Annotated in this window: 17 protein-coding genes; 3 read left to right on the top strand and 14 right to left on the bottom strand. The window is 67.4% G+C overall.

Translation table 11 applies throughout. From position 1 onward, the window contains the following. Positions 1-49: 49 nt before the first annotated feature. Genes V3B30_RS18370 through V3B30_RS18350 form a run of 5 tightly spaced genes read right to left on the bottom strand, consistent with a single transcriptional unit; the run spans position 50 to position 3002 of the window. Positions 50-769 carry an energy transducer TonB gene (locus V3B30_RS18370; protein WP_262083727.1) on the bottom strand — a complete coding sequence of 240 codons (720 nt, stop codon included), beginning with the start codon at positions 767-769 and terminating at the stop codon, positions 50-52. Next, entirely contained in the window at positions 766-1191 is a 426-nt protein-coding gene (gene exbD, locus V3B30_RS18365; protein ID WP_071228167.1) for a TonB system transport protein ExbD, read from the bottom strand. The genes V3B30_RS18370 and exbD overlap by 4 nt, the downstream gene beginning before the upstream one ends. Before the next feature lie 9 nt (positions 1192-1200). After that, positions 1201-1929 (bottom strand): tonB-system energizer ExbB, encoded by a 729-nt coding sequence (gene exbB / locus V3B30_RS18360; RefSeq protein ID WP_262083726.1) that lies wholly within the window; start codon positions 1927-1929, stop codon positions 1201-1203. Then, the gene (locus tag V3B30_RS18355) at positions 1916-2383 is read right to left on the bottom strand and encodes a YbaN family protein (protein ID WP_262083725.1); all 468 of its coding nucleotides are present in this window, start codon (positions 2381-2383) and stop codon (positions 1916-1918) included. Before V3B30_RS18355 ends, exbB begins: the two co-directional genes overlap by 14 nt. A 31-nt stretch (positions 2384-2414) precedes the next feature. Beyond that, a complete protein-coding gene (locus V3B30_RS18350) occupies positions 2415-3002 on the bottom strand; it encodes a biliverdin-producing heme oxygenase (protein ID WP_100473835.1) in 588 nt (195 codons plus the stop codon). 107 nt (positions 3003-3109) lie between these two features. On the opposite strand from V3B30_RS18350, the gene V3B30_RS18345 reads away from it, so the two are divergent. Beyond that, complete coding sequence (locus V3B30_RS18345; RefSeq protein ID WP_006390068.1) at positions 3110-3367, top strand: DUF2789 domain-containing protein; 258 nt, start codon at positions 3110-3112, stop codon at positions 3365-3367. 97 nt (positions 3368-3464) lie between these two features. Here the strand turns inward: V3B30_RS18345 and V3B30_RS18340 are convergent, their stop codons facing one another. The 5 genes from V3B30_RS18340 to V3B30_RS18320 all read right to left on the bottom strand — a co-directional run bounded on the left by V3B30_RS18340 (position 3465) and on the right by V3B30_RS18320 (position 9266). After that, a complete protein-coding gene (locus V3B30_RS18340) occupies positions 3465-6383 on the bottom strand; it encodes a TonB-dependent receptor (RefSeq protein WP_329809763.1) in 2919 nt (972 codons plus the stop codon). Positions 6384-6673: 290 nt separating this feature from the next. Beyond that, the gene (locus tag V3B30_RS18335) at positions 6674-7609 is read right to left on the bottom strand and encodes a FecR domain-containing protein (protein WP_262083723.1); all 936 of its coding nucleotides are present in this window, start codon (positions 7607-7609) and stop codon (positions 6674-6676) included. 104 nt (positions 7610-7713) lie between these two features. Beyond that, a complete protein-coding gene (locus V3B30_RS18330; RefSeq protein WP_100473838.1) occupies positions 7714-8214 on the bottom strand; it encodes an RNA polymerase sigma factor in 501 nt (166 codons plus the stop codon). Between the two features lie 84 nt (positions 8215-8298). After that, a complete protein-coding gene (locus V3B30_RS18325) occupies positions 8299-8775 on the bottom strand; it encodes a hypothetical protein (protein ID WP_262083722.1) in 477 nt (158 codons plus the stop codon). Next, positions 8775-9266 carry a hypothetical protein gene (locus V3B30_RS18320; RefSeq protein WP_100473840.1) on the bottom strand — a complete coding sequence of 164 codons (492 nt, stop codon included), beginning with the start codon at positions 9264-9266 and terminating at the stop codon, positions 8775-8777. Before V3B30_RS18320 ends, V3B30_RS18325 begins: the two co-directional genes overlap by 1 nt. A 184-nt stretch (positions 9267-9450) precedes the next feature. Between V3B30_RS18320 and ppa the strand changes: the two genes are divergently transcribed. Next, positions 9451-9987 carry an inorganic diphosphatase gene (ppa, locus tag V3B30_RS18315; protein WP_057497596.1) on the top strand — a complete coding sequence of 179 codons (537 nt, stop codon included), beginning with the start codon at positions 9451-9453 and terminating at the stop codon, positions 9985-9987. 152 nt (positions 9988-10139) lie between these two features. After that, positions 10140-11261 (top strand): HDOD domain-containing protein, encoded by a 1122-nt coding sequence (locus tag V3B30_RS18310; protein ID WP_014038392.1) that lies wholly within the window; start codon positions 10140-10142, stop codon positions 11259-11261. A gap of 222 nt (positions 11262-11483) precedes the next feature. Here the strand turns inward: V3B30_RS18310 and V3B30_RS18305 are convergent, their stop codons facing one another. From V3B30_RS18305 to V3B30_RS18290, 4 genes are all read right to left on the bottom strand, one after another. Next, entirely contained in the window at positions 11484-14333 is a 2850-nt protein-coding gene (locus V3B30_RS18305; RefSeq protein WP_100473841.1) for a TonB-dependent receptor, read from the bottom strand. Positions 14334-14382: 49 nt separating this feature from the next. Continuing rightward, positions 14383-15282 carry a helix-turn-helix transcriptional regulator gene (locus V3B30_RS18300; protein ID WP_049446610.1) on the bottom strand — a complete coding sequence of 300 codons (900 nt, stop codon included), beginning with the start codon at positions 15280-15282 and terminating at the stop codon, positions 14383-14385. A 115-nt stretch (positions 15283-15397) separates the two neighbouring features. Then, on the bottom strand, positions 15398-17722 hold the full coding sequence (locus V3B30_RS18295) for a winged helix-turn-helix domain-containing protein (RefSeq protein ID WP_262083721.1): 2325 nt from the start codon (positions 17720-17722) through the stop codon (positions 15398-15400). A gap of 259 nt (positions 17723-17981) precedes the next feature. Beyond that, entirely contained in the window at positions 17982-18653 is a 672-nt protein-coding gene (locus V3B30_RS18290) for an ion channel (RefSeq protein ID WP_262083720.1), read from the bottom strand. Positions 18654-18787 lie beyond the last annotated feature (134 nt).

Here is an 18787-nt window from a genome sequence, read left to right as displayed (position 1 = left end):
ACGGGGTCAGAGCCCTTTCCTGGGGAAAGGGATCCGACCCCGATGGCGGTCACCGCCCGCGCAGGAAGAACGACACCGGCACCATCACTTCCACCGGGTCGCCGGCCACTTCGGCCGGCGGCGCCGGTACCGGGCTTGCCCGCTGCACGGTGTCCAGCGTCTCCTGGTCGAGCAGCGCAAAGCCACTGCTGCGGCCCAGTTTCAGCCCCGAGACCGCGCCGTCGCGGGCCACGGCAAAGCGCACGTAGACCACGCCCTGCTGGCGCAGCCGCTCGGCCTGGCGCGGATAGCGCCGGTGCTTCTGCAGGTGCCCAAGCAGGCGTCCTTCCCAGCTTGCCTCGGCACGACTGCGCTCGCCGGCCGTGGTCTGCGGTGCGGTGTAGCGTGCGGCCGCGTCAGCCGCCACCTGCGGCGGTGCGCTGGTCTGCGCGACATTGGCCTCGGCGGTGTCCGGCGAGGGCGTCGGCTCCGGTGTACGCGGCGGTGGCAGCTCGCCCTGCGGCTGCACCGGCGCCTTGGGCTGTTCACGCACGGCCGGCGTCGGCGCCTGCCGCTGCTGTTGCTGCTGCAAGGGCCCGGTGGCGACCTCGCGCGGCGGTACCGGCGGTGCCTGCGCCATCGGCGCCAGTTCCAGCATCAGCGCCGCGGGCGGCGCCGTTGCAGCCAGCGCTGGCGCACGGGCCGCCCACCAGCAGGCCGCGCCGATCAACAGCGCATGCACCAGCAGCACGATCGCCAGGCTGGTCGCCCAGCGCCGCAGTCCACTCATCGCGCGCCCTGCTCCAGGCCGACCAGCGCCACCTTCAGGTAGCCGGCCGCTCGCAGCGCATCCAGCGTGGCCATCAGTTCGCCATAGGGCACGCGGGTATCGGCACGCAGGAAGATGCGCTGCGTGGTGTCACTGTGAGTGGCCGCCTGCAATGCAGCCGCCAGCCCGTCGCGCGCCACGGCCTGTTCACCAACGCGCAGCGACAGATCGGCCTGCACGGTCACATACACCGGTGCCTGTTCCGGCGGCGTGGCGCTGGCACTGCTGGCCGGCAGCTGTACCGGTACCGACACGGTGGCCAGCGGTGCGGCCACCATGAAGATGATCAGCAGCACCAGCATCACGTCGATGAAGGGGGTGACGTTGATCTCGTGCGCTTCTTCGGGTGCATCGTCACGGTCGGACGCGGTCCTGATCGCCATCGTCGAGCCTCACTGCACCGCGCGCAACGCCGTCGTTGCGGTGCGTGGTGCCGTGCGATCGAGATCGCGCGAGACCAGCTGCTGCACGGCCGCCGACAGATCGCCGAGCAGCCCACGCAAGCCAGCCAGCACGCGGCTGAAATGGTTGTAGACCAGTACTGCGGGAATCGCCGCAACCAGGCCCAGCGCGGTCGCCAGCAGGGCCTCGGCGATGCCGGGCGCGACCACCGCCAGGTTGGTGGTGTTGCTGTAGGCGATGCCGATGAAACTGTTCATGATGCCCCACACCGTGCCGAACAGGCCGACGAACGGCGCCACCGCGCCGATGCTGGCCAGCACGCCGATGCCGCGCCGCTGTACGCGCGCGGTTTCCAGTTCGATGCGGTCCAGGCGCGAGGCAACGCGTTCCTTGGTGCCATCGCGGCTGTCCAGCTCCTGCGACAGGCGCAGCTCGGTTCGCGCCGCGTCCAGCATGGCGAGTGCGGTGCCCTGCTGCAGGCTGGCCTCCGCGCTCCCGCCGGGCAGGCTCGGCGCCTGCAGCAACAGCGCACGCGCTGCACGCAGCTGCCGGCCCTGGCGGGCCAGCTCCCAGCCCTTGGCCAGCAGCACGGTCCAGGTGGCCAGCGACGCCACTGCCAGTGCGATCATCACCGTCTTCACCACCACGTCGGCGGCCAGGTACATGCCCCACGGGGTCAATGCGGGGGCGGCCACAGGGGCCAGGTCAGCAGGCAGCATCGTCTCGGTTTCCATCAACATCAGGGGGCGCGGCGCGGCGGCGGGCCGCGCGCGGATCATTGGCATCGTCGACTTCCACGACCGGGTTGGGCTCCAGCCGCGGCGCCGGGCGGCTGAGCACGTAGCCGGCGCTGACCGCGAAGAACAGGCCCACGCCCAACAGCAGGCGCCACGACGGGTGCGCGCCCCAGCAGAACAGCGCGAAGCCCACCGCCATGCCGGCGCTGGCGAACGCCTTGCCCTTGCGCGACACCGCGCCCTGCTCGCGCCACAGCCGCAACGACGGGCCGTAGCGCGGATGCGCCAGCAGGCGCTGCTCGAACTTCGGCGAACTGCGCGCGAAGCAGCCCACGGCCAGGATCAGGAAGATGGTGGTCGGCATCACCGGCAGCAGCGCGCCGATCACCCCGAGGCCGACCATCAGCCAGCCCAGCGCGAACCAGAGCCAGCGCATCAGCGTTGCGCCTGCGGGCGGGCGCCGTGCATCAAGCAAATTCCACTTCGACGTGGCCGTGCACGCTGCGGAACGCGGCGTCGGCCGCGTCGATCACCTGCTGCTCCTGCCCGGCACTCAGCGGTACCGCGTCCAGCGCGGCGGTGAACTCACGCCAGTGGCGCGCCGCGCCATCGGGGTGCGCGGCCAGGTGGCGGGCGCCGAAATCACGATCCAGGCCGAGCTTGGCAGCCATCTTGTACAGAATGGTGCCGCCCAGGTTGGAGCCTTCAGCCACATACAGCCATCCCAACGCGGCGGGCAGCGCCAGATCGGACGGCAACGGTGCGATGTCGGCCCCCGGCAGGGTCTGCTCCAGGTCCTGCAGGTCGCGCGCGACCTGTGTCAGGCGGCGGCGTTCGCCCAGGTCCGGCAGCAGTGCGTCCAGCGCAGGGTTGGCATACAGCGCATCGATGCTGCGATGGAAGCGATACTGCACGCGCAGGAAACGGGCGAAGTTGCTGCGGTCGGCGAAGATGTCGCCGGCCATGATGCGCTTGTCCAGCGCGCCATGGCTGTCGCGGGTGGCGGCCTTGAGCCGCAGGCTGCGGCTGTCTTCAGGGGCGATGTGTGCGTTCATGGGGGATGCCGAGGGGGTTCGTCCTGCTGTAGACGTTCGCCACGGGGCTTTCCCCAAGGCCATGTGCACCGATAATGGCGCATCCCTTCTTCCCGCAGGAACCGACGATGATCACCACCGAACCGCGCATGACCAACCTGTTCCTGCAGCTGGGCCTGGATGCCAGCGCCGAGGGCATCGCCCGCTTCATCCGCGAACACCAGCTGGCCACCGACGTGGAAGTGGTCGAAGCACCGTACTGGAACGATGCCCAGCGCCAGTTCCTGTCCGAATCACTGCAGGCCGATGCGGCATGGACCACGGTGGTGGATGAGCTGAACGAGTCGCTGCACGAAGATGCGGTGAAGGCGGCGACCGGGCTGTAACTGCCTGGAGGAAGGCGCCGGGCATGGTCCGGCGCTACCGTTGTCTCCCGCAGGGGTCAGAGCCCTTTCCCCAGGGAAAGGGATCCGACCCCGACGATCAGTACTTCCAGGTCAACGCCAGCCGCGCGGTACGGCCCGGGGCCGGCATCACGCCCAGGGCAAGCGGGTCCAGGTAGTAACGGTCGGTCAGGTTGTCCACGCCCGCTTCCACCGACAGCTGGTCGTTGAAGCTCCAGCTGGCGAACAGGTCGACCAGGGTGGTCGGCCGGTACAGCTGCTGGATCGCCGACAGGCCCACGTTCCAGTCCTTGTCCAGCTTGCTGATCGGACCGGCGTTGTGGATCACGCGGGTGCCGAAGGTCAGGCGCTCGTCGAACAGGCGCGAGCCCAGGGTCAGGTTGACCATGTAGCGTGGCGGGTTCTGCGTGTTGGTGTAAGAGCCCTCGAAGCCGCCGTCCACGCAGTTGGGCGTGTTGGCCAGCTCGTCATTCCTGCGCTGCGCACCGTACGCGCGTCGCTCGGCGGCGATGTCCGGCGCGCAGGTCTTGGCCTTGAAGTAATAGTGCGCGGACAGATCGGCAAACACTTTGCCGCTGTCATAGCTGGACTGGAACTCCATGCCCGAGACCTTGAACTGGTCGACGTTGCGGATCAGTCCGGCCGACAGCGTGCGGTAGTCACGGGTGATCAAGTCGTCGATGCGGGTATCGAAGTACGCCAGCTTCAGCGCCAGGCGATCGCCGGCGGTGAACAGGTCATAGCGGATGGTGCTGGCACCGATCTCCCAGCTGCGCGCGCGCTCCGGCTTCAGTTCGCCGACCGGCTTGGCGGCGGTGAACAGGCCCAGCGTGGTCTCGAACAGGCTCGGCAGCTTGGTGCCTTCGGCGTACTTCACGTAGACCATGGTGTCTTCGTTGAAGCGGTAGGCCACGCTGGCGGTTGGCGAGAACGCGCTGTCGCGGCGCCGGATCGGCTGCGACCAGCTCCAGCTGACCGGCACTTCCAGATCCTGTGCCTTGCCGGCATCGTAGAAGTTCCAGCCACCGATGTCGCCCACCGTGCCCTTCTTGTACGGTGAAGCCAGCAGCGATTCCTGGGTGAAGTTGCCGTTGGCATCCGGGTACCAGTTCAACAGCGCGATGCGCTTGGCGCGCCACGAGGGCAGTGCCGGGTTGCCGTTGAGCAGTTCGGTGTAGCGGTACTGGCCCTGCACCTCGTAGGCATCCGGCGTGGCCAAGCGGTTGCGGTCATGCACATCCACGCGGTTCCAGCGGCCACCGGCCAGCAGCTCCCAGTGCTCGTCGGGCTGCCACTTCAGCGAGGCCACGGCACTGTATTCCTTGCGCTCGGCGTTGCGCAGGAAGCGGTTGTTGACCAGATCGTCGTGCATGATCGGTGCCGAGCTGCCCGGGGCGATGTCTTCGTCGCTGTAGGACAGGCCGTAGTCGAGGGTGAACGCGCCGGCACGAGTGTCGAACGTCGAGGTGTTGCTGGCGTCCAGGCCGAAGCGTTTCTGTCGCAGCGGATTGCGGTAGGCATCCTTGTAGCCGGGGTCGCCGCTGAAGCTGGGCGCGTCATACCACTCGGTGCGGCGATCGAAGTACCACGGCGTGATGCCGGTCAGGCTGTTGTACATCACGCTGTCGGTGTCGGTGTAGGCGGCATTGACGCGCAGGTCGACCAGCTCGCTGTCCGGGTTGAAGCGGTAGCGCAGGCTGTAGCTGTCCATGTCGACATGGCCCGGATCCCATTGCGGAATGCGGTCACGATCCACCCGGATGATCTGCGAGGCCATGATCTCACCGGCGGTGCCTTCATAGCGGCGGTAGCCGGCCTCCAGGGTCTGCGCGTCGTCGATGCGCCAGGTGCCCTTGAGCAGCGCAGACTTCGAGCGCGACGAGGTATTGAACACCTCGGTACGCGGCGGATTCAGCGGCGCCAGCGTGCGCCGGGTCTGCGGGAAATCGTCGTAGCCATGCTTGCCGGAGAAGTAGTTGCCGTTGTCGCGGTAGGCGTAGGCAGCGACCAGATCGAAGCGGTCCCAGTGCCCCGCGGCGGCGACGTTGAAGAACTGGCTGCCAGTAGCACTGCGATCGGTACGCGGCGCGGCACTGTAGGACGGCAGGTTGTTGGCGCTGCCATTGGCCAGGCCACCGCGCACGCGCACGCCGAAGTCACGGCCCTCGCGCAGCACGTCACCGATCTTCAGCGTCTCCATCTCGACCACGCCGCCGATGCCGCCGGAGGCGTTCGCCTGCAGGCTCGGGCCCTTGGTGATGGTCAGGCTGGAGATCAGGTCCGGGTCGAGGTAAGTACGCTGTGACTGGCCTGCGTAGCCACGGTAGGTGTCCATGCTGGACTGGCCACCATCGATGATCACCGGCACGCGGCCCTGGCCCTGGATGCCACGGATGTTGACGTCGAAGCCGTTGCCCACGCGCGGATCACCAGCGGTGACACCGGCCACGCCCTTGACGATGTCGCCGTTGGAGGTACCGCGGAAACGCTCCAGGTGCGTGCGGTTGAGCGTGGTGGTGGAGCCCACGCTGCGGTAGCTGTCAAGCAGGCGCGCTTCATCACTGGTCGCACCGCTGTCGACGCGGTCGCCGGCCACGCTCAGCGTGTCGGTGACGATCACACCGCTGTCGGCCTGCACCGGCGTTGCCGCCTCCAGCGTGACTGCATCGGCGCTGACCCGGCGCACCGCCAGGCCACTGCCCTGCAGCAGGTGCTGCAACGCCTCGTTGGCCGACAGGCTGCCGCTGACCGCGCGCGAGGTTACGCCACGCGCCAGCGACGCGGGGTACACCACCTGCACGCCGGACTGGCGCATATAGCTGCGCAGCGCTTCATCCAGCGGCTGCGCGGGAATGTCGAAGCGCTGCACGGCAGCGTGGTCGCCGCTGGCGCTCTGCGCCAGCACGGGCGGCGCGGCACTGGCCAGACCGGCCGCGAGCAACGCGATGCACAGGCGGGACGGGCGCAGCACGCGGCCCGGACGATGGGAGTCGAACATGGGGGAACCTGTCAGGTAATCGGTGCCGCGGACGCGGCGTCATCCGCAACACGGGCGGACACGGCGACGTACGTGGCGGCGGCGGGTACGTTCGCGGACTAAGACGGATGAAATCGTGGCAACCCCAAGGGCAATTGCGGTCGCGGCAGGTGCCGGCCGTTGGTCGGCCGGTTGCAGTGGTGGGTGCCCACCGTTGGTCGGCCGGTTGCAGTGGTGGGTGCCGACCGTTGGTCGGCCGGTTGCAGTGGTGGGTGCCGACCGTTGGTCGGCACAGGGGGAATGGCGTCGATCTACCGATGGACGATGGCGACGCCGAGCGGCAGCCGGGTCACCTGCAATCCGGCCGTCGCAGCCAGCGCATCCAGTGCCTGTTCCGGGCGGTCGATGCGCAATGCTGCACTGACCGCCGGCAGCTGCGACAGATCACCACGCACGAAGGTCGGGCCAGCGCGATAGCGGCCCACCCTCTGTACCGCATCTGCGACGCGGGCCTGTTCCAGCAGTAGCTCGCCCTGGCGCCAGGCGCCGACGCTGTCGGCCGCCAGGTCCGCCAGTCGCGTTACACCGCTGTGCTCACCATAGGCCGCGCGCTGGCCCTGTTGCAGGTAGGTCCAGCCACCGTCAACCGGGTTGGCCACACGTACCCTGCCCTGCCCGACCTGGGCTTCCACCCGGCCATCGCCCCGCGCAACGGTGAACGCGGTCGAGATGTCCTCTACCACGCCATTGCCGGCGCGCACGCTGAAGCGCCGCTGTGCGTCCGCAGTGACCTCGAACCAGGCACGACCTCGCAGCAACTCGACCTCGCGCGCGTTCGCATCGAAGCGCACGGCAATCGCGCTGTCCGCATCCAGCACGGCGCGACTACCATCGGGCAGTCGCACGCTCTGCACGAAATGCGTACTGCGATGGTCGGCCTGCAGGCGCAACCAGGCCTCGGGCCACGCCACCAGCACCGCCAGTGCCGCCGCGGCGGCCATCGCCCAGCGCAGCTGCCGCGGCCGACGGCGCTCGACCGGCGTGGCTTGCGGGCGCGGCCCCACACTGCGCCACAGCGCGCGCTCCTGCTCGAAGGCCCGACGGTGCCCCGGCTGTGCCAGCCAGCACTCGAACTCGCGCATGCGCCCCTCGCCGATGTCCCCCGAGGCCAGCCACGCGATCCAGCCCCGGGCCTGTTCGGCCAGGGCGTCGTCATTGGCGGCGGGCAGTGTGTTTGGCGGGCTCATCGGCTGGCGGGCAGGCGCATTCAAGCGCGGGCGGGGGAACTAGACCGCATCCACGGTCCAGTGATCAAGACGTTTGCGCGAAGGCCAGCCCCAAGCTGGCGCGATCATCGACCGCTGCGCGCCCAGGCCAGGCGTTGCAGCGCGGCGCGTACGTGATTCTCCACCGTGGTCACCGATACCCCAAGGCGACGCGCGATCTCGGCCTGGGTCAGGCCCTGCAGTCGATTGAGACGGAAGATGGTGCGGGTCGGCTCCGGCAGATGGCCGGCCGCGTCGAGTACCCGCTGCAGCTCGTCCTGCGCCATCGCCTGTTCCTCGGTCGAAATCGCCTCATCCGGCCCCCACAGGTAGTGATCGGCCAGCAGGCGGTTGCGTCGGGTCGACTCGCGGCCGTGGTCGGTGGCCAGGTTGGCGGCCAGCCGGTACAGGTAGGCGCGCGGATTGTCGATCGCCTGGCTGTCATCGACCCCACGGGCCTTGAACCACACCGCCTGGATCACGTCCTCGGCGCCGTTGTCGCCCCCCAGGATGCGTTGCACCCGGCGCAGCAGCGCTGGCCGCTCGCGGATCAGCAGTTCGGTGAGGGAGACGGCATTGGAGGACATGCGCGGAGCCGGGACGACAGACGGGAGCCGCCGCGCATGCTACTCCGTTAATGCGAATCAGTCACGTTCGCATCATCCGCAGGGTCATAGGCAGTCGGTCAACCCGTCATAGACATGGGTCCGGGTGCCGGGCAGCGTCGCATGCAGGGCGTCGTACCCGGTTGCTGCATCCCACACAGCCAGCAGTTCGGCCAGACGGGTTCCCGGTGCAATCGGGAGCACGCAGGCATAGCTCCCATGGTCGACGTTGATCTGCCCGGTCTGTTGCACCTGGGTATAGCTTCCAGCGAAGGTCCAGATGCAGCTACCCACCACGCCGGTGGTTCGATGCACCGAACAGCGCAGGCGCATGGACCGGAGGTTGTAGTACTGCCCTTCGCAGAAGGTGTCGCCGCAGATATCGTCGAAGCCGCGCACCAAAAGGCGCTCAGCGGCAAGGAAGCGCTCGCGGCCGGCCGCCGGATCGGGATGGTCACGGGCATCCACATAGGGCGGCGCTGCCTGGGCGCCCGCTGCCATCAGCAGCCCACAGGCCAGCCATCGGGCGGGGAAGATGCGCATCAGCCCACCCTCCCAGTCTTCCGGATGCAGTCCGGCAGTGCATCGAACAGGCCATGGTCGAGGCCGGGCAGAGCGGCCGTCAGACCATCGGGCGCTTCCAGCGAAGCATGGAAGGCTTCTACGGGCACACCCGGCTGCAGCTCCACCGGACAGGCCCAACGACCATTGTCGACCTGCACTTCACCCGTGTCGGCCTGCACGACCAGCTCGCTGGCCGCCACCACCCACACGCATCGCTGCACCGTCCCGCGATGCGCCAGCACCGCGCAGCGGAACTCCATCACCCGGTAGTTGCTGTACTCCCCCTCGCACCAGGTATCGCCGCAGAGCCTGTCGAATTCACGCACGAGGGCGGCCTCCAACCCATAGGCGCGTTCCCAGTTGGCCTCGGGCGCGGGGTAATCGATCAGATCCACGTGCAGGCCGCGGGCGAGGACAGGCAGGGATACCAGCAACAGCACGGCCCCGATGCATCGGGCATACCAGGACATGGCAGGACTCCTTGGGAATGGGCATCCAGCCTGCGCCAGCACGCCCCCCGGCCCCATCAGCCCAGGCCGTAGTGCCCCGTCAGGCCTTGCCGCGCGGGCGGGTCGGCGCCCTCCCCCTGCACAGCGCCCGGCAAAGGCATAAAATGGTGAGCTGTCCGTCTATATCCCCCACCTGGAGCACACCATGGGTCTGGAACTCGTCTCGCCCGGCAAGAACCCGCCGGAAGAAATCAACGTCATCATCGAGATCCCGAAGGACTCGGAGCCGGTGAAGTACGAAGTGGACAAGGAAACCGGCGCGATCTTCGTCGACCGCATCCTGTCCACCCCGATGCGCTACCCGTGCAACTACGGCTACGTGCCGAGCACCCTGTGTGGCGATGGCGATCCGGCCGACGTGCTGGTGGTTCTGCCGCTGCCGCTGGTGCCGGGCTCGGTCGTGCGCTGCCGTCCGGTCGGCGTGCTGAAGATGAGCGATGAGGCAGGCAGCGACGAGAAGATCCTGGCCGTGCCGGTCTCGAAGATCTTCAGCGGCTATGCGCACGTCGAAGACATCGCCCAGGTCTCGAGCCACTGGCTGGAGCGCATCGGCCACTTCTTCGAGCACTACAAGGACCTGGAGAAGGGCAAGTGGGTCAAGCTGGACGGTTGGGGCGGCGCCGCTGAGGCCAAGCAGATCCTGGTCGAGGCGCACCAGCGCCATCTCGACAGCAAGGCCTGAGCCTGAACCGGATCGCTCCGGCGGTACCCTGCCGGAGCGATGCGGGTCACGTTTCATGACGACGGCACATCACTCTTGCTGCCGTATTAGGTAAATTGCGTCACTTCACACGTCATCGACATCCATCGTCGAGACAGCCAGGGGAATGTGTCGTGCGTATTCTGCTTGTTGGGGATGCAGCCAGCCTGCCGGCCGAGCTGACCGAATTCATTGCCGATCTTGGGGAAGACTGGCAGCCGTTGACCGCCACCGATGGCCAGGCCGCGATGACCGCGGTGGCCACGCAGGGCGTGGACGCGGTGATCGTCTGCCCGCAGTTGCCCGATCTCAATGCCACCACGCTGCTGGGCCAGATCCGGACCTTGCGCCCGGAGACCATCCGCATCGCGCTGGTCGATGCGCAGCATGGCAACCGGCCACCGCCGGCGCGCCTGATCGGTGTTGCCCACCGCTTCCTGCCGCTGCCGCTGGCGCCGGAAGTGCTGCTGGAGGCGCTGACCAGCCTGGAAGAACTGCGCGAAGTGCTGGACAGCCCGCGCCTGCGCGATGCCATCGGCCGTATCGAGAAGCTGCCCTCGCCGCCGCACCTGTACCTGAGCCTGACCCAGGCCCTGGAGCATGACGACGATGCCGACAGCGCCGATGTAGCCAAGCTGGTCGCCGCCGATCCGGCGATCGCGGCCAAGGTGCTGCAACTGTCGAACTCCGCGTTCTTCAGCCAGGGCCGCACCATTGCCGACCTGCGCACCGCAGTGACCCGGCTGGGCCTGGCGACGCTGCGCGACCTGGTGCTGGCCAGCGAAGTGTTCTCCGCACCGACGCTGTCGGCCGCCGAGCGCAACTCGCTGCAGCAGCGTGCACTGCTCGCTTCGCGGCTGGCGGCACGCCTGCTGCCCGAATCCAGTGCCGAACTGGGAGCAACCGCCGCGCTGCTGGCCGACATCGGCCTGCTGCTGCCGGGCGTGCGCAACGAGCGCAGCGAGCCTTCGCTGGCCGGTGACACCCGCCCCGGCCATGCCGAGGCCGGCGCCTACCTGCTGGGCCTGTGGGGCCTGCCGATGCCGATCATCGAAGCGGTGGCATTCCACCTGCAGCCGCAGCGTGCCAACACCCGCAGCTTCTGGGTGACCGGCGCGGTGCACGTGGCCCTGGCGCTGGTCAATGGCGATCCGGTGGACGAGGACTACCTGCAGCGCGCAGGCGTGCTGAACAAGCTGCCGCAATGGCGCGAACACGCCAACGCGCTGATGGGGCTGGTGCCCAGCGACGCCTGAGCGCGTTGCACGATTGCCGGAGGGCAGAGGGCGCACCCGCAAGGTGCGCCCTTTCTGCATCTGCGGGTCCTGCAGGCCGTCCTGCACGCAACGACGGCACTGCGACCGGCGGATGACCGGCGGCTTGCCGCTGGCCAGGCACTGCTGGCGGACTCTTCGCAGAAAAAAAGAGGGCGGACCTTGCGGTCCGCCCTCCTCCTGTTGCTACCGCACTTCGATGGATCAGAAGCGCTGGGTGTACTTCATGTACAGGAAGCGACCCACGTCGAAGCCGCCGTAGTAGGCGAACGCCGAGTTCGGAGCCGAGTACTGCAGCGAACCCTTGTGATCGAACACATTGTTCGCGCCCAGGGCGACGGTTGCATCCCACGGCGCCTTCCAGCTGACCTGCAGGTCGTGGAAGGTGTTGGAGCCAGTGTGACGCAGCGGATCGCTCTCGCCGTTGGCCATGTGGTTCGGGGCATCGCACCAGCCGTCGTCCAGCGAGATGCAGCTTTCCTTCATGCCGGAGTAGTAGCGCGCGGTGTAGTTCACACCGAAGTCGCCGTACTGCCAGTTGACGCCCAGGTTCGAACGGACGCGGAACAGGCCCGGCTCGCTGACGCGGCCGATCATGATGTTGTTGCCGGCGCTGTCCTGGCCCTGCTCGTCGTACTTGGAGGTGTAGCTGGTGGTCCAGTCGATGCTGAACTGACCGATGGCCAGTTCCGGCAGGCGGTACTTGACGCCCAGGTCGTAACCTTCGGTCTTCATCTTGCCGAGGTTGGCGGTACCGTAGGTGATCGCACTGACGTGGCCGTCAGCCGCACGGGTCACGCTCGAGCAGCGATCGGCATTGCCCAGCACGTAGCAGTCACGCAGGATGCGGTCAACGCTGTCAGCGATGATCATGTCGCTGATTTCGTACTTGTACCAATCCAGCGACAGGTCCAGGCCCTGCACCCAACGCGGGCTCCATACCAGACCGAAGGTGGTGCTCTTGGAGGTTTCCGGCTTCAGGTTCGGGTTGGCACCAGAGATGAACTGGTCACCCGACTGGCACGGCAGAGTCGAGCATTCCTTGCCACCCTGGCCCAGCTGCACGTAGTTGGCCGGCACGCCTGCGCCGGAGCACGCGGCATTGCCGGCAACGCTACCCGGAGCCTTCACGCCGCACGGATCGATGTACGACTCGAAGCTCGAGCTCAGGCCACCGTACAGATCGCTGATGGTCGGAGCGCGGAAGCCCTCGGCGTAGGTGCCGCGGACCAGCAGCTCGTCGAGCGGACGCCAGGTCAGGCCGAACTTGCTGTTGGTGGTGCCACCGAAGTTGCTGTAGTCCGAATAACGGCTGGCAACGTTCAGGGTCAGTTCCTTGGCGAAGGCCATGTCGGCCAGCAGCGGCACGTTCAGTTCGAGGTAGACCTCGTTCAGATCGTATTCGCCGCGGGTCGGCTTCTGACCCAGGCCGGTGGACTGGCCCGACTGCGCGAAGGCATCCGGCACGTAGCTGCCTTCTTCCTTGCGGTGCTCGACACCCAGGGCGAAGCCCAGGTCACCGGCCGGCAGGGTCACGATGGAACCGGACAGGTTGGCGGTGAAGCTGGTGGTCTTGGTGACACCACGGGTGGTGAAGACCGGGAACAGGAAGTCCTGCAGTTCCTGGTTCGCCAGCGAGCCCTGGCCATCAACGCCGTACGGCAGCAGCGGGTTCCACGGGCGGCAGTCGCCCAGGATCGGGTTGGCGGCGGTACCGCAGCGGGCAACGCCACCGGCATCGATGAACGACGGGCCCAGCGCCTGGCGTGCACCGATCAGGCTCATGTCACCACGGTTGCTCTTGATCGACTCGTTGCGGTTCCACAGCGCGCCGACATCCCAGTCGAAGGTCTTGCCGCCCAGCTCGAAGAAGCCGGTCAGGGTCGGAGCGAAGCGCAGGGTCTTCAGCTGACTGTCAGTGGTACGCGGCACTTCCCACAGGCGACGGCGGAAGCTGACGTCCTGGCCCACCGGGTTGAAGGCGCTGGCGGCCGACAACGGGGTGTTGATCGACTTCGAAGCGGACTGGTACGGGTAGCCGGCGATCTGCTGGAACGTCTGGCGCTCGTTGTAGAGCACGTCGGTGTTCAGGCTGATCGAATCGGTGAAGTCGTAGGTGCCGTTGATGTAGACCGACTTGCGCTTCACACCGGTGAGCAGGGTCATCTGCTCGTTCGAGTTGGCGAACTCGTCTTCGGTGATCGCGTGGTAGTCGTTCGGGTTCTTCGGATTGCCACCCGGGTTCAGGGTCTGCCACACGGCGCTCGACTTGCTGCAGTCATACAGCGCCGGGTTGCACCAGCTGCCGTTCTGGCTGATCGGGCTCCAGTCAGCCGAGGTCGAGTTCGGACCCAGCGAGCCGTCACGGCTGTACCAGCGGTCCTTGGCCCACACCGGGTCCTGCTTGGAGTACTCGGCCGACAGGGTCAGGCTGCCGCGCTCGCCGCGGGCACCGAGGGTCATCGAGTAGGTTTCGGTGTCGCCGTCGCCCTTGCCGTACTGGCCGACGTAGACGTTGGCTTCGCCGCCGTCGAAGTTCTTGCGGGTGATCACGTTGACCACGCCGGCGATGGCGTCGGAACCGTAGATCGACGAAGCGCCGTCCTTCAGGATCTCGATGCGCTCAACGGCCGACATCGGGATCTGGCTCAGGTCCTGCAGGCCCGAGGTGGAAGCGCCCAGGCGCTTGCCGTTCATCAGCACCAGGGTGCGCTCGGCGCCCAGGTTGCGGATGTCGACGTAGTAACCGCCCACGTTCTCGCCCGAAGCCAGCGACTCCGAACGCGAGATGGCCGGGGAGCCGGCCGAGGTCAGGTTGTTCAGCACGTCGGCGACGCTCGAGAAGCCCTGCTTTTCCAGGGATTCGCGGGTCATCGTCAGGATCGGCTGCTGGGTCTCCACCGAGGCGCCGCGGATGCGCGAGCCGGTGACCGAAATGCGGTCCAGGTCGGTGGTGCCCTTTGCTTCCTGAGCCGAAGCAAAGGCCGGCGCCAGCGCCAGCGCAATGCCGGCCGGCAGCAAGCCGAACCGCACTGCGGGATTACGAACGTTCATCTATCTCTCCAAGGTACGTGTTAGCAGCGTGTTAAAACACCCCAGCACGTTACGATTGCGTTGCAGCGCTGTATTTGCGCGAACCAACCGGAGACTTTGCGGATTGTGGCGGGAGCAAGCCGCCGTTCTCCCTGAAGCGCGATGCGGACTGGCCGTAGCGGGCGCGGAACGCACGCGCGAAGCTGCAGCAGTTGTCGAAGCCACTGGCGGCGGCGACCTCGCCCACCATCATGTCGGTGTCGCGCAGCAGGTCGGCGGCGCGCTCGAGGCGCAATCGCGCCGAAAGCGACTGCGGGCTTTCCTCGTACAGGCTCTGGAAGGTCTTGGAGAGGTACCAGCTGGAGAAGTTGGTCAGCTCGGCCAGTTCGCCGATGCGCACCACCCGGTGGCTGTTGCCTTCCAGGTACAGGCGCGCACGCTGCATGCGGCCGAACACCTGGCGCTTGCGGCTGCGCGAGCGGCCCGGGCAGCGCTGCACGTTGTCGGCCAGGCCACGCTGCAGGCCAGCCAGGTGCAGCAGCAGCGGGCGCAGGGCCTGGGCCGGCTGGCCGCTGGCCAGCGCATCGCGCCACAGGCGCAGTGCCACGCGGGCGTCACTGCGGTTCATGCGGCCACGACCGGCATACAGGCCGCAGTCGGCCATCTCGGTCAGCACACGAAGTGCTTCGACGTTGAGGTTCAGGCCGACGCACAGCCCGTTGCGACCGGCCTGCACCAACGGCCGCGATTCCTTTTCGAAGGCGATCCACTCGCCCTGGCGCAGGCGGAAGCGTCCTTCCTTGGCTTCGACCCACGAACTGCCACGCACCTGCATCCAGACGGTGAAGCTGGAGCCGGCGGTCTGCAGGCTGCCCAGCCGGGCCACACCCAGGCAGGTCGGCGCGACATCATCGAGCGACCGGTCCAGGGAGACGGTTTGGCCGCGATCGGCCAGCGAGAGTTGACGCATGGGGGCACCACGGATTTGCCTAGTACAGGGCTCCGTTTTGCCTAATCAGGCGGCACCGCGTCAGGAAAGTCAGACGAGATCGCCACGAATTCGCGACGAGATCCTGACGAAGAAATTACGAAGGTCCATTTCCCTTGAACAACAACAACTTGGAGAACGCCGGGAACAGTGCGGGCGGGCGTTCGGGCAACCGCATCACGCCGATGTCGGCGCCATCGCTGACCGCCATCGCCACGAACAGGTCACGTCCGTCAGTGCTGGCGCTGAGCCCGTTGCCCGCGCTGAGCCGCTCGGCGTCCAGGCAGCGTTCGGGCTCCTCGCGGCCGGGCTGGATGCGCACGAGCGTGGTGCCACAGGTCGTCGAGGTTCCAAGGTAGCCGATGCCACTGTTGCCGGCCACGGTCCAGGCCCGGTATCGCCAGCGGCTGGGCCGGTCATCGCTGATCTGCTGCACGCTGCCCGACGACAACGCCGCATCGACCGACCACAGGCCACCGGCGGCAAGGCGGGTGAACAACACGCGGCCACTGCTGCGGTCGAAGCGCGCCTGCGACACCCCGTCAATGCTGGCCAACCGGCGCCACGGCTGGGTGCTGCGGTCGAACAGGCTCAAACGGGTGCGCTGGTCGGCATCGCGTTCGACCACAAACAGCTGCTCCGGCGACGCGCCATACAGCGCCTGCAGCGGCTGTTCGGCCGGTACCGGCAAGGGTTGCAGGCGTTCATCGCGTGGCGCGATCTCGTAAACCACCGTGCGCCCGTGCGCATCGCGGCCAACCACGAGCAACTGGCGGCTGTCGGCCGACCAGTCCGGTGCCTGCCGCGCTTCCGGCCGCAGCCCTTCGATGGGGCGCAGCGAATCCGGTCGCTGCATGTCGGCCCACCATAGGGCAAAGCTGCCGGAGCGATCCGAGGTGAAGACCAGCTGGCGGCCGTCGGGCGCTGCCATCGGCTGTCCATCGCGGCCACTGGAGGCAAACAGGCGCTCAGGCGCGCCACTGCCCTGCATCGGCACCTTGAACACGCCGAACTGCGCGCGCCGGTGGACGAAGGCCAGCATGCCACCGCGTCGCGACACGGCCGGCCACTGCGCATCATCCAGGCCGGCATCGCGCAGCGTGTGCCGCTCGACGTCCAGGTAGTAGAGCCGCGCCTCACTGTCGACGCGGCGGCCGAACACAATGGTGCGGCCGTCGTCCAGCCAGGCCCAGCCGCGCAGTTCTGCCGCCTCGTTGGTCAACTGCTCGGGCGTACCGCCCGCGGCCGGCATCCGCCACAGATCGCCCAGCTGCGGGTTGCGCACGAACACCAGCCATTGCCCGTCCGGCGAATAACGCGGCGCGTAATCGAAGTCATCCTGGTCGACGCTGTAGGCCAGCGCGCGCCATTCGCCGCTGGCCAAGTCGAGCACGCGGATGCCACGGTGGGCGTAGCGCCCGACCATGCTGCCGAACACCAGGCCACGACCATCGGGCGTCCAGTCAAAGCTGAGCAGCTCGGTGCCATCGCAGCGCGTGGCCTGGCGCAGTGCGCCACCGGTAGCGCTGGCGATCAGCACCTGGCAACCACCGTCGGCGGAAAACCGTGCGAAGGCGATCTCGCGACCGTCCGGCGACCAGTTCGGGAATCGATCGACGGCACCGGCCGGCGGCACCAGCAACTGGCGCGCCGGCGCATTGCCCGAGGTCTGCACCTTGATCGCACCGCCACCGTTGCCATCTTCGTTGGCGCCCTCATATGCCACCAGCGAACCGTCTGGCGACAGCGTGGGATAGGTTTCAAAGCCACTGGTCGCGGTGATCAACCGATAGGGGCGTTGCGGGCTGCCGATCACCCGCGTGCCGTTCTCCACGGCAGCCTCCACCGGTGAACTGCTGGCCGGAGCGCGGCGCAGCAGCAGCGTTGTCATGACCAGCAGCGTGGCCAGCATCAACACGCCCAGCGCCAGCAGCACGCGGCGGCGGACATGGCGCCAGCGGCGGCGCGATTCCTGCGCACGCGGGGACGGCACAGCGGCGCCGGCAGGTGCCGGCTGCACGTCCACGCCTTCGTCGTCAGGCAAACCCACCGCCGATGGTTCCGCATCGTCCAGCACCTGTACCGGTACCAGAAGCCGATAGCCCGTCTTGGCAATGGTTTCGATGTAGGCCTGGCCGTTGTCGTCGTCGTTGCTGAACGCCTTGCGCAGCTGGGTGACGGCCTGGGTCAGCACATCGTTGGTCGGCAGCGTGTCCGGCCACACCTCGGCGAACAACTCGTCGCGGGTGACAACGCGGCCCGGCTGCCGCAGCAGCACGCGCAGCACGCCCAGCGCCTTCGGCGTCAGCCGGCGCGGGCGGCGTGCACCAACGACCTCGACTTCGCGCGAGGACAAAGTGACGGTGCACTCTCCTATCCGTATCCGATCGGATACGGGGGGCTGGATTTCGCTGCTGTTCATTTTCTGCTACACAGTTGAGACAGGTCCCGGGCAGTGTTTGCCTTCGATACCGCCCCGTCCTGGGAACAGCGAAAAGCCAGACTCCGCACAAAGCATCGGCGCATACCGCAAAAACAATCGAGCGCGCGAATACTAGCCTATGCAGGTTACCTCGCCTATCGCGTGGTCGACATCAGGCTCTCTCTCGCCGACGCATTCACATAATTTGCGACACCATTCGCGCCCTCTTGGGCGCGAAATTTTTATCTGGCGTTCATTTTCACATGCGCCGCACCATGGTCAATCCGACCAGTCGCGAAACCACCAAAGCCACGTACATCACGCCGGAAAACTGCTCCAGCATGACCAGTGCGCGTGCCTGTGGATGCAGTGGCACCACGTCACTCAAGCCGACTCCAGACAACAAGCTGAAGCTGAGATAAAGCAGTTCCATCCAACTGCGCTGCCCGCCCCCGCCGGTGCCCTGGAAACTGCCCGGATACCACTGCTGGCACACGGCGAATGCGAATGCGAATGCCCACGCCAGCAGGGTGAAGGTCGCGCCTGCGGCGAACAGTTCGTCCCGGGTGACCTTGTGGTCCTGGAGCATGTAGGCGATCAGGGCGCCAGCCGTATAGAAATACAGCAGGCTCTCCAGCAACTGCGCGGTGGTCAGCAGTGCCGTGCGGTCGAGCAGAGCTCCGGCCAGCGAGAACACCACCGAGGGGATGGCCAGCAGCAGCGCCAGCCACGTACCCAGCGGACTGCGCTGGACCACCCACAGCGCCAGGCCGAGTACCGCCATGCCGAACATGCCCAGTGCCGCGCGGCCCGCGGCGGTGTCATCCAGCGCGGGATACAGCATCACCGCCAGCAACTGCGCGCCCAGCAACCAGGCCGAAGGATGGCGGCGGGCAATGGCCAGCCAACGCGTGGTCATGGCAACGGGCATGGCGTCCTTCCCTTGGGCGATGGACGGAGCATAGCGGGGTACAGCGTGATGAGCGGTAGTGGCGGGCCACGGCCGGCCCCCCCCGTTGCGCCACAAACCAGGCGGTCGACCGCGGCGCCCCCCGCGCGGCACGC

This window comes from Stenotrophomonas sp. SMYL41 (assembly GCF_036319965.1).
GTDB lineage: Bacteria > Pseudomonadota > Gammaproteobacteria > Xanthomonadales > Xanthomonadaceae > Stenotrophomonas > Stenotrophomonas maltophilia_R.
This window is presented reverse-complemented; position numbering and strand designations above follow the sequence as displayed.

Excerpts from the sequence above, each read along its gene's own strand:
- V3B30_RS18320 (WP_100473840.1), bottom strand. The coding sequence starts at position 9,266 with ATGTCCTGGTATGCCCGATGCATCGGGGCCGTGCTGTTGCTGGTATCC.
- V3B30_RS18350 (WP_100473835.1), bottom strand. The coding sequence starts at position 3,002 with ATGAACGCACACATCGCCCCTGAAGACAGCCGCAGCCTGCGGCTCAAG.
- ppa (WP_057497596.1), top strand. The coding sequence starts at position 9,451 with ATGGGTCTGGAACTCGTCTCGCCCGGCAAGAACCCGCCGGAAGAAATC.
- V3B30_RS18290 (WP_262083720.1), bottom strand. The coding sequence starts at position 18,653 with ATGCCCGTTGCCATGACCACGCGTTGGCTGGCCATTGCCCGCCGCCAT.
- V3B30_RS18355 (WP_262083725.1), bottom strand. The coding sequence starts at position 2,383 with ATGCGCTGGCTCTGGTTCGCGCTGGGCTGGCTGATGGTCGGCCTCGGG.
- V3B30_RS18335 (WP_262083723.1), bottom strand. The coding sequence starts at position 7,609 with ATGAGCCCGCCAAACACACTGCCCGCCGCCAATGACGACGCCCTGGCC.
- V3B30_RS18370 (WP_262083727.1), bottom strand. The coding sequence starts at position 769 with ATGAGTGGACTGCGGCGCTGGGCGACCAGCCTGGCGATCGTGCTGCTG.
- V3B30_RS18340 (WP_329809763.1), bottom strand. The coding sequence starts at position 6,383 with ATGTTCGACTCCCATCGTCCGGGCCGCGTGCTGCGCCCGTCCCGCCTG.
- V3B30_RS18325 (WP_262083722.1), bottom strand. The coding sequence starts at position 8,775 with ATGCGCATCTTCCCCGCCCGATGGCTGGCCTGTGGGCTGCTGATGGCA.
- V3B30_RS18330 (WP_100473838.1), bottom strand. The coding sequence starts at position 8,214 with ATGTCCTCCAATGCCGTCTCCCTCACCGAACTGCTGATCCGCGAGCGG.
- V3B30_RS18345 (WP_006390068.1), top strand. The coding sequence starts at position 3,110 with ATGATCACCACCGAACCGCGCATGACCAACCTGTTCCTGCAGCTGGGC.
- V3B30_RS18295 (WP_262083721.1), bottom strand. The coding sequence starts at position 17,722 with ATGAACAGCAGCGAAATCCAGCCCCCCGTATCCGATCGGATACGGATA.
- exbB (WP_262083726.1), bottom strand. The coding sequence starts at position 1,929 with ATGCTGCCTGCTGACCTGGCCCCTGTGGCCGCCCCCGCATTGACCCCG.
- V3B30_RS18305 (WP_100473841.1), bottom strand. The coding sequence starts at position 14,333 with ATGAACGTTCGTAATCCCGCAGTGCGGTTCGGCTTGCTGCCGGCCGGC.
- V3B30_RS18300 (WP_049446610.1), bottom strand. The coding sequence starts at position 15,282 with ATGCGTCAACTCTCGCTGGCCGATCGCGGCCAAACCGTCTCCCTGGAC.
- exbD (WP_071228167.1), bottom strand. The coding sequence starts at position 1,191 with ATGGCGATCAGGACCGCGTCCGACCGTGACGATGCACCCGAAGAAGCG.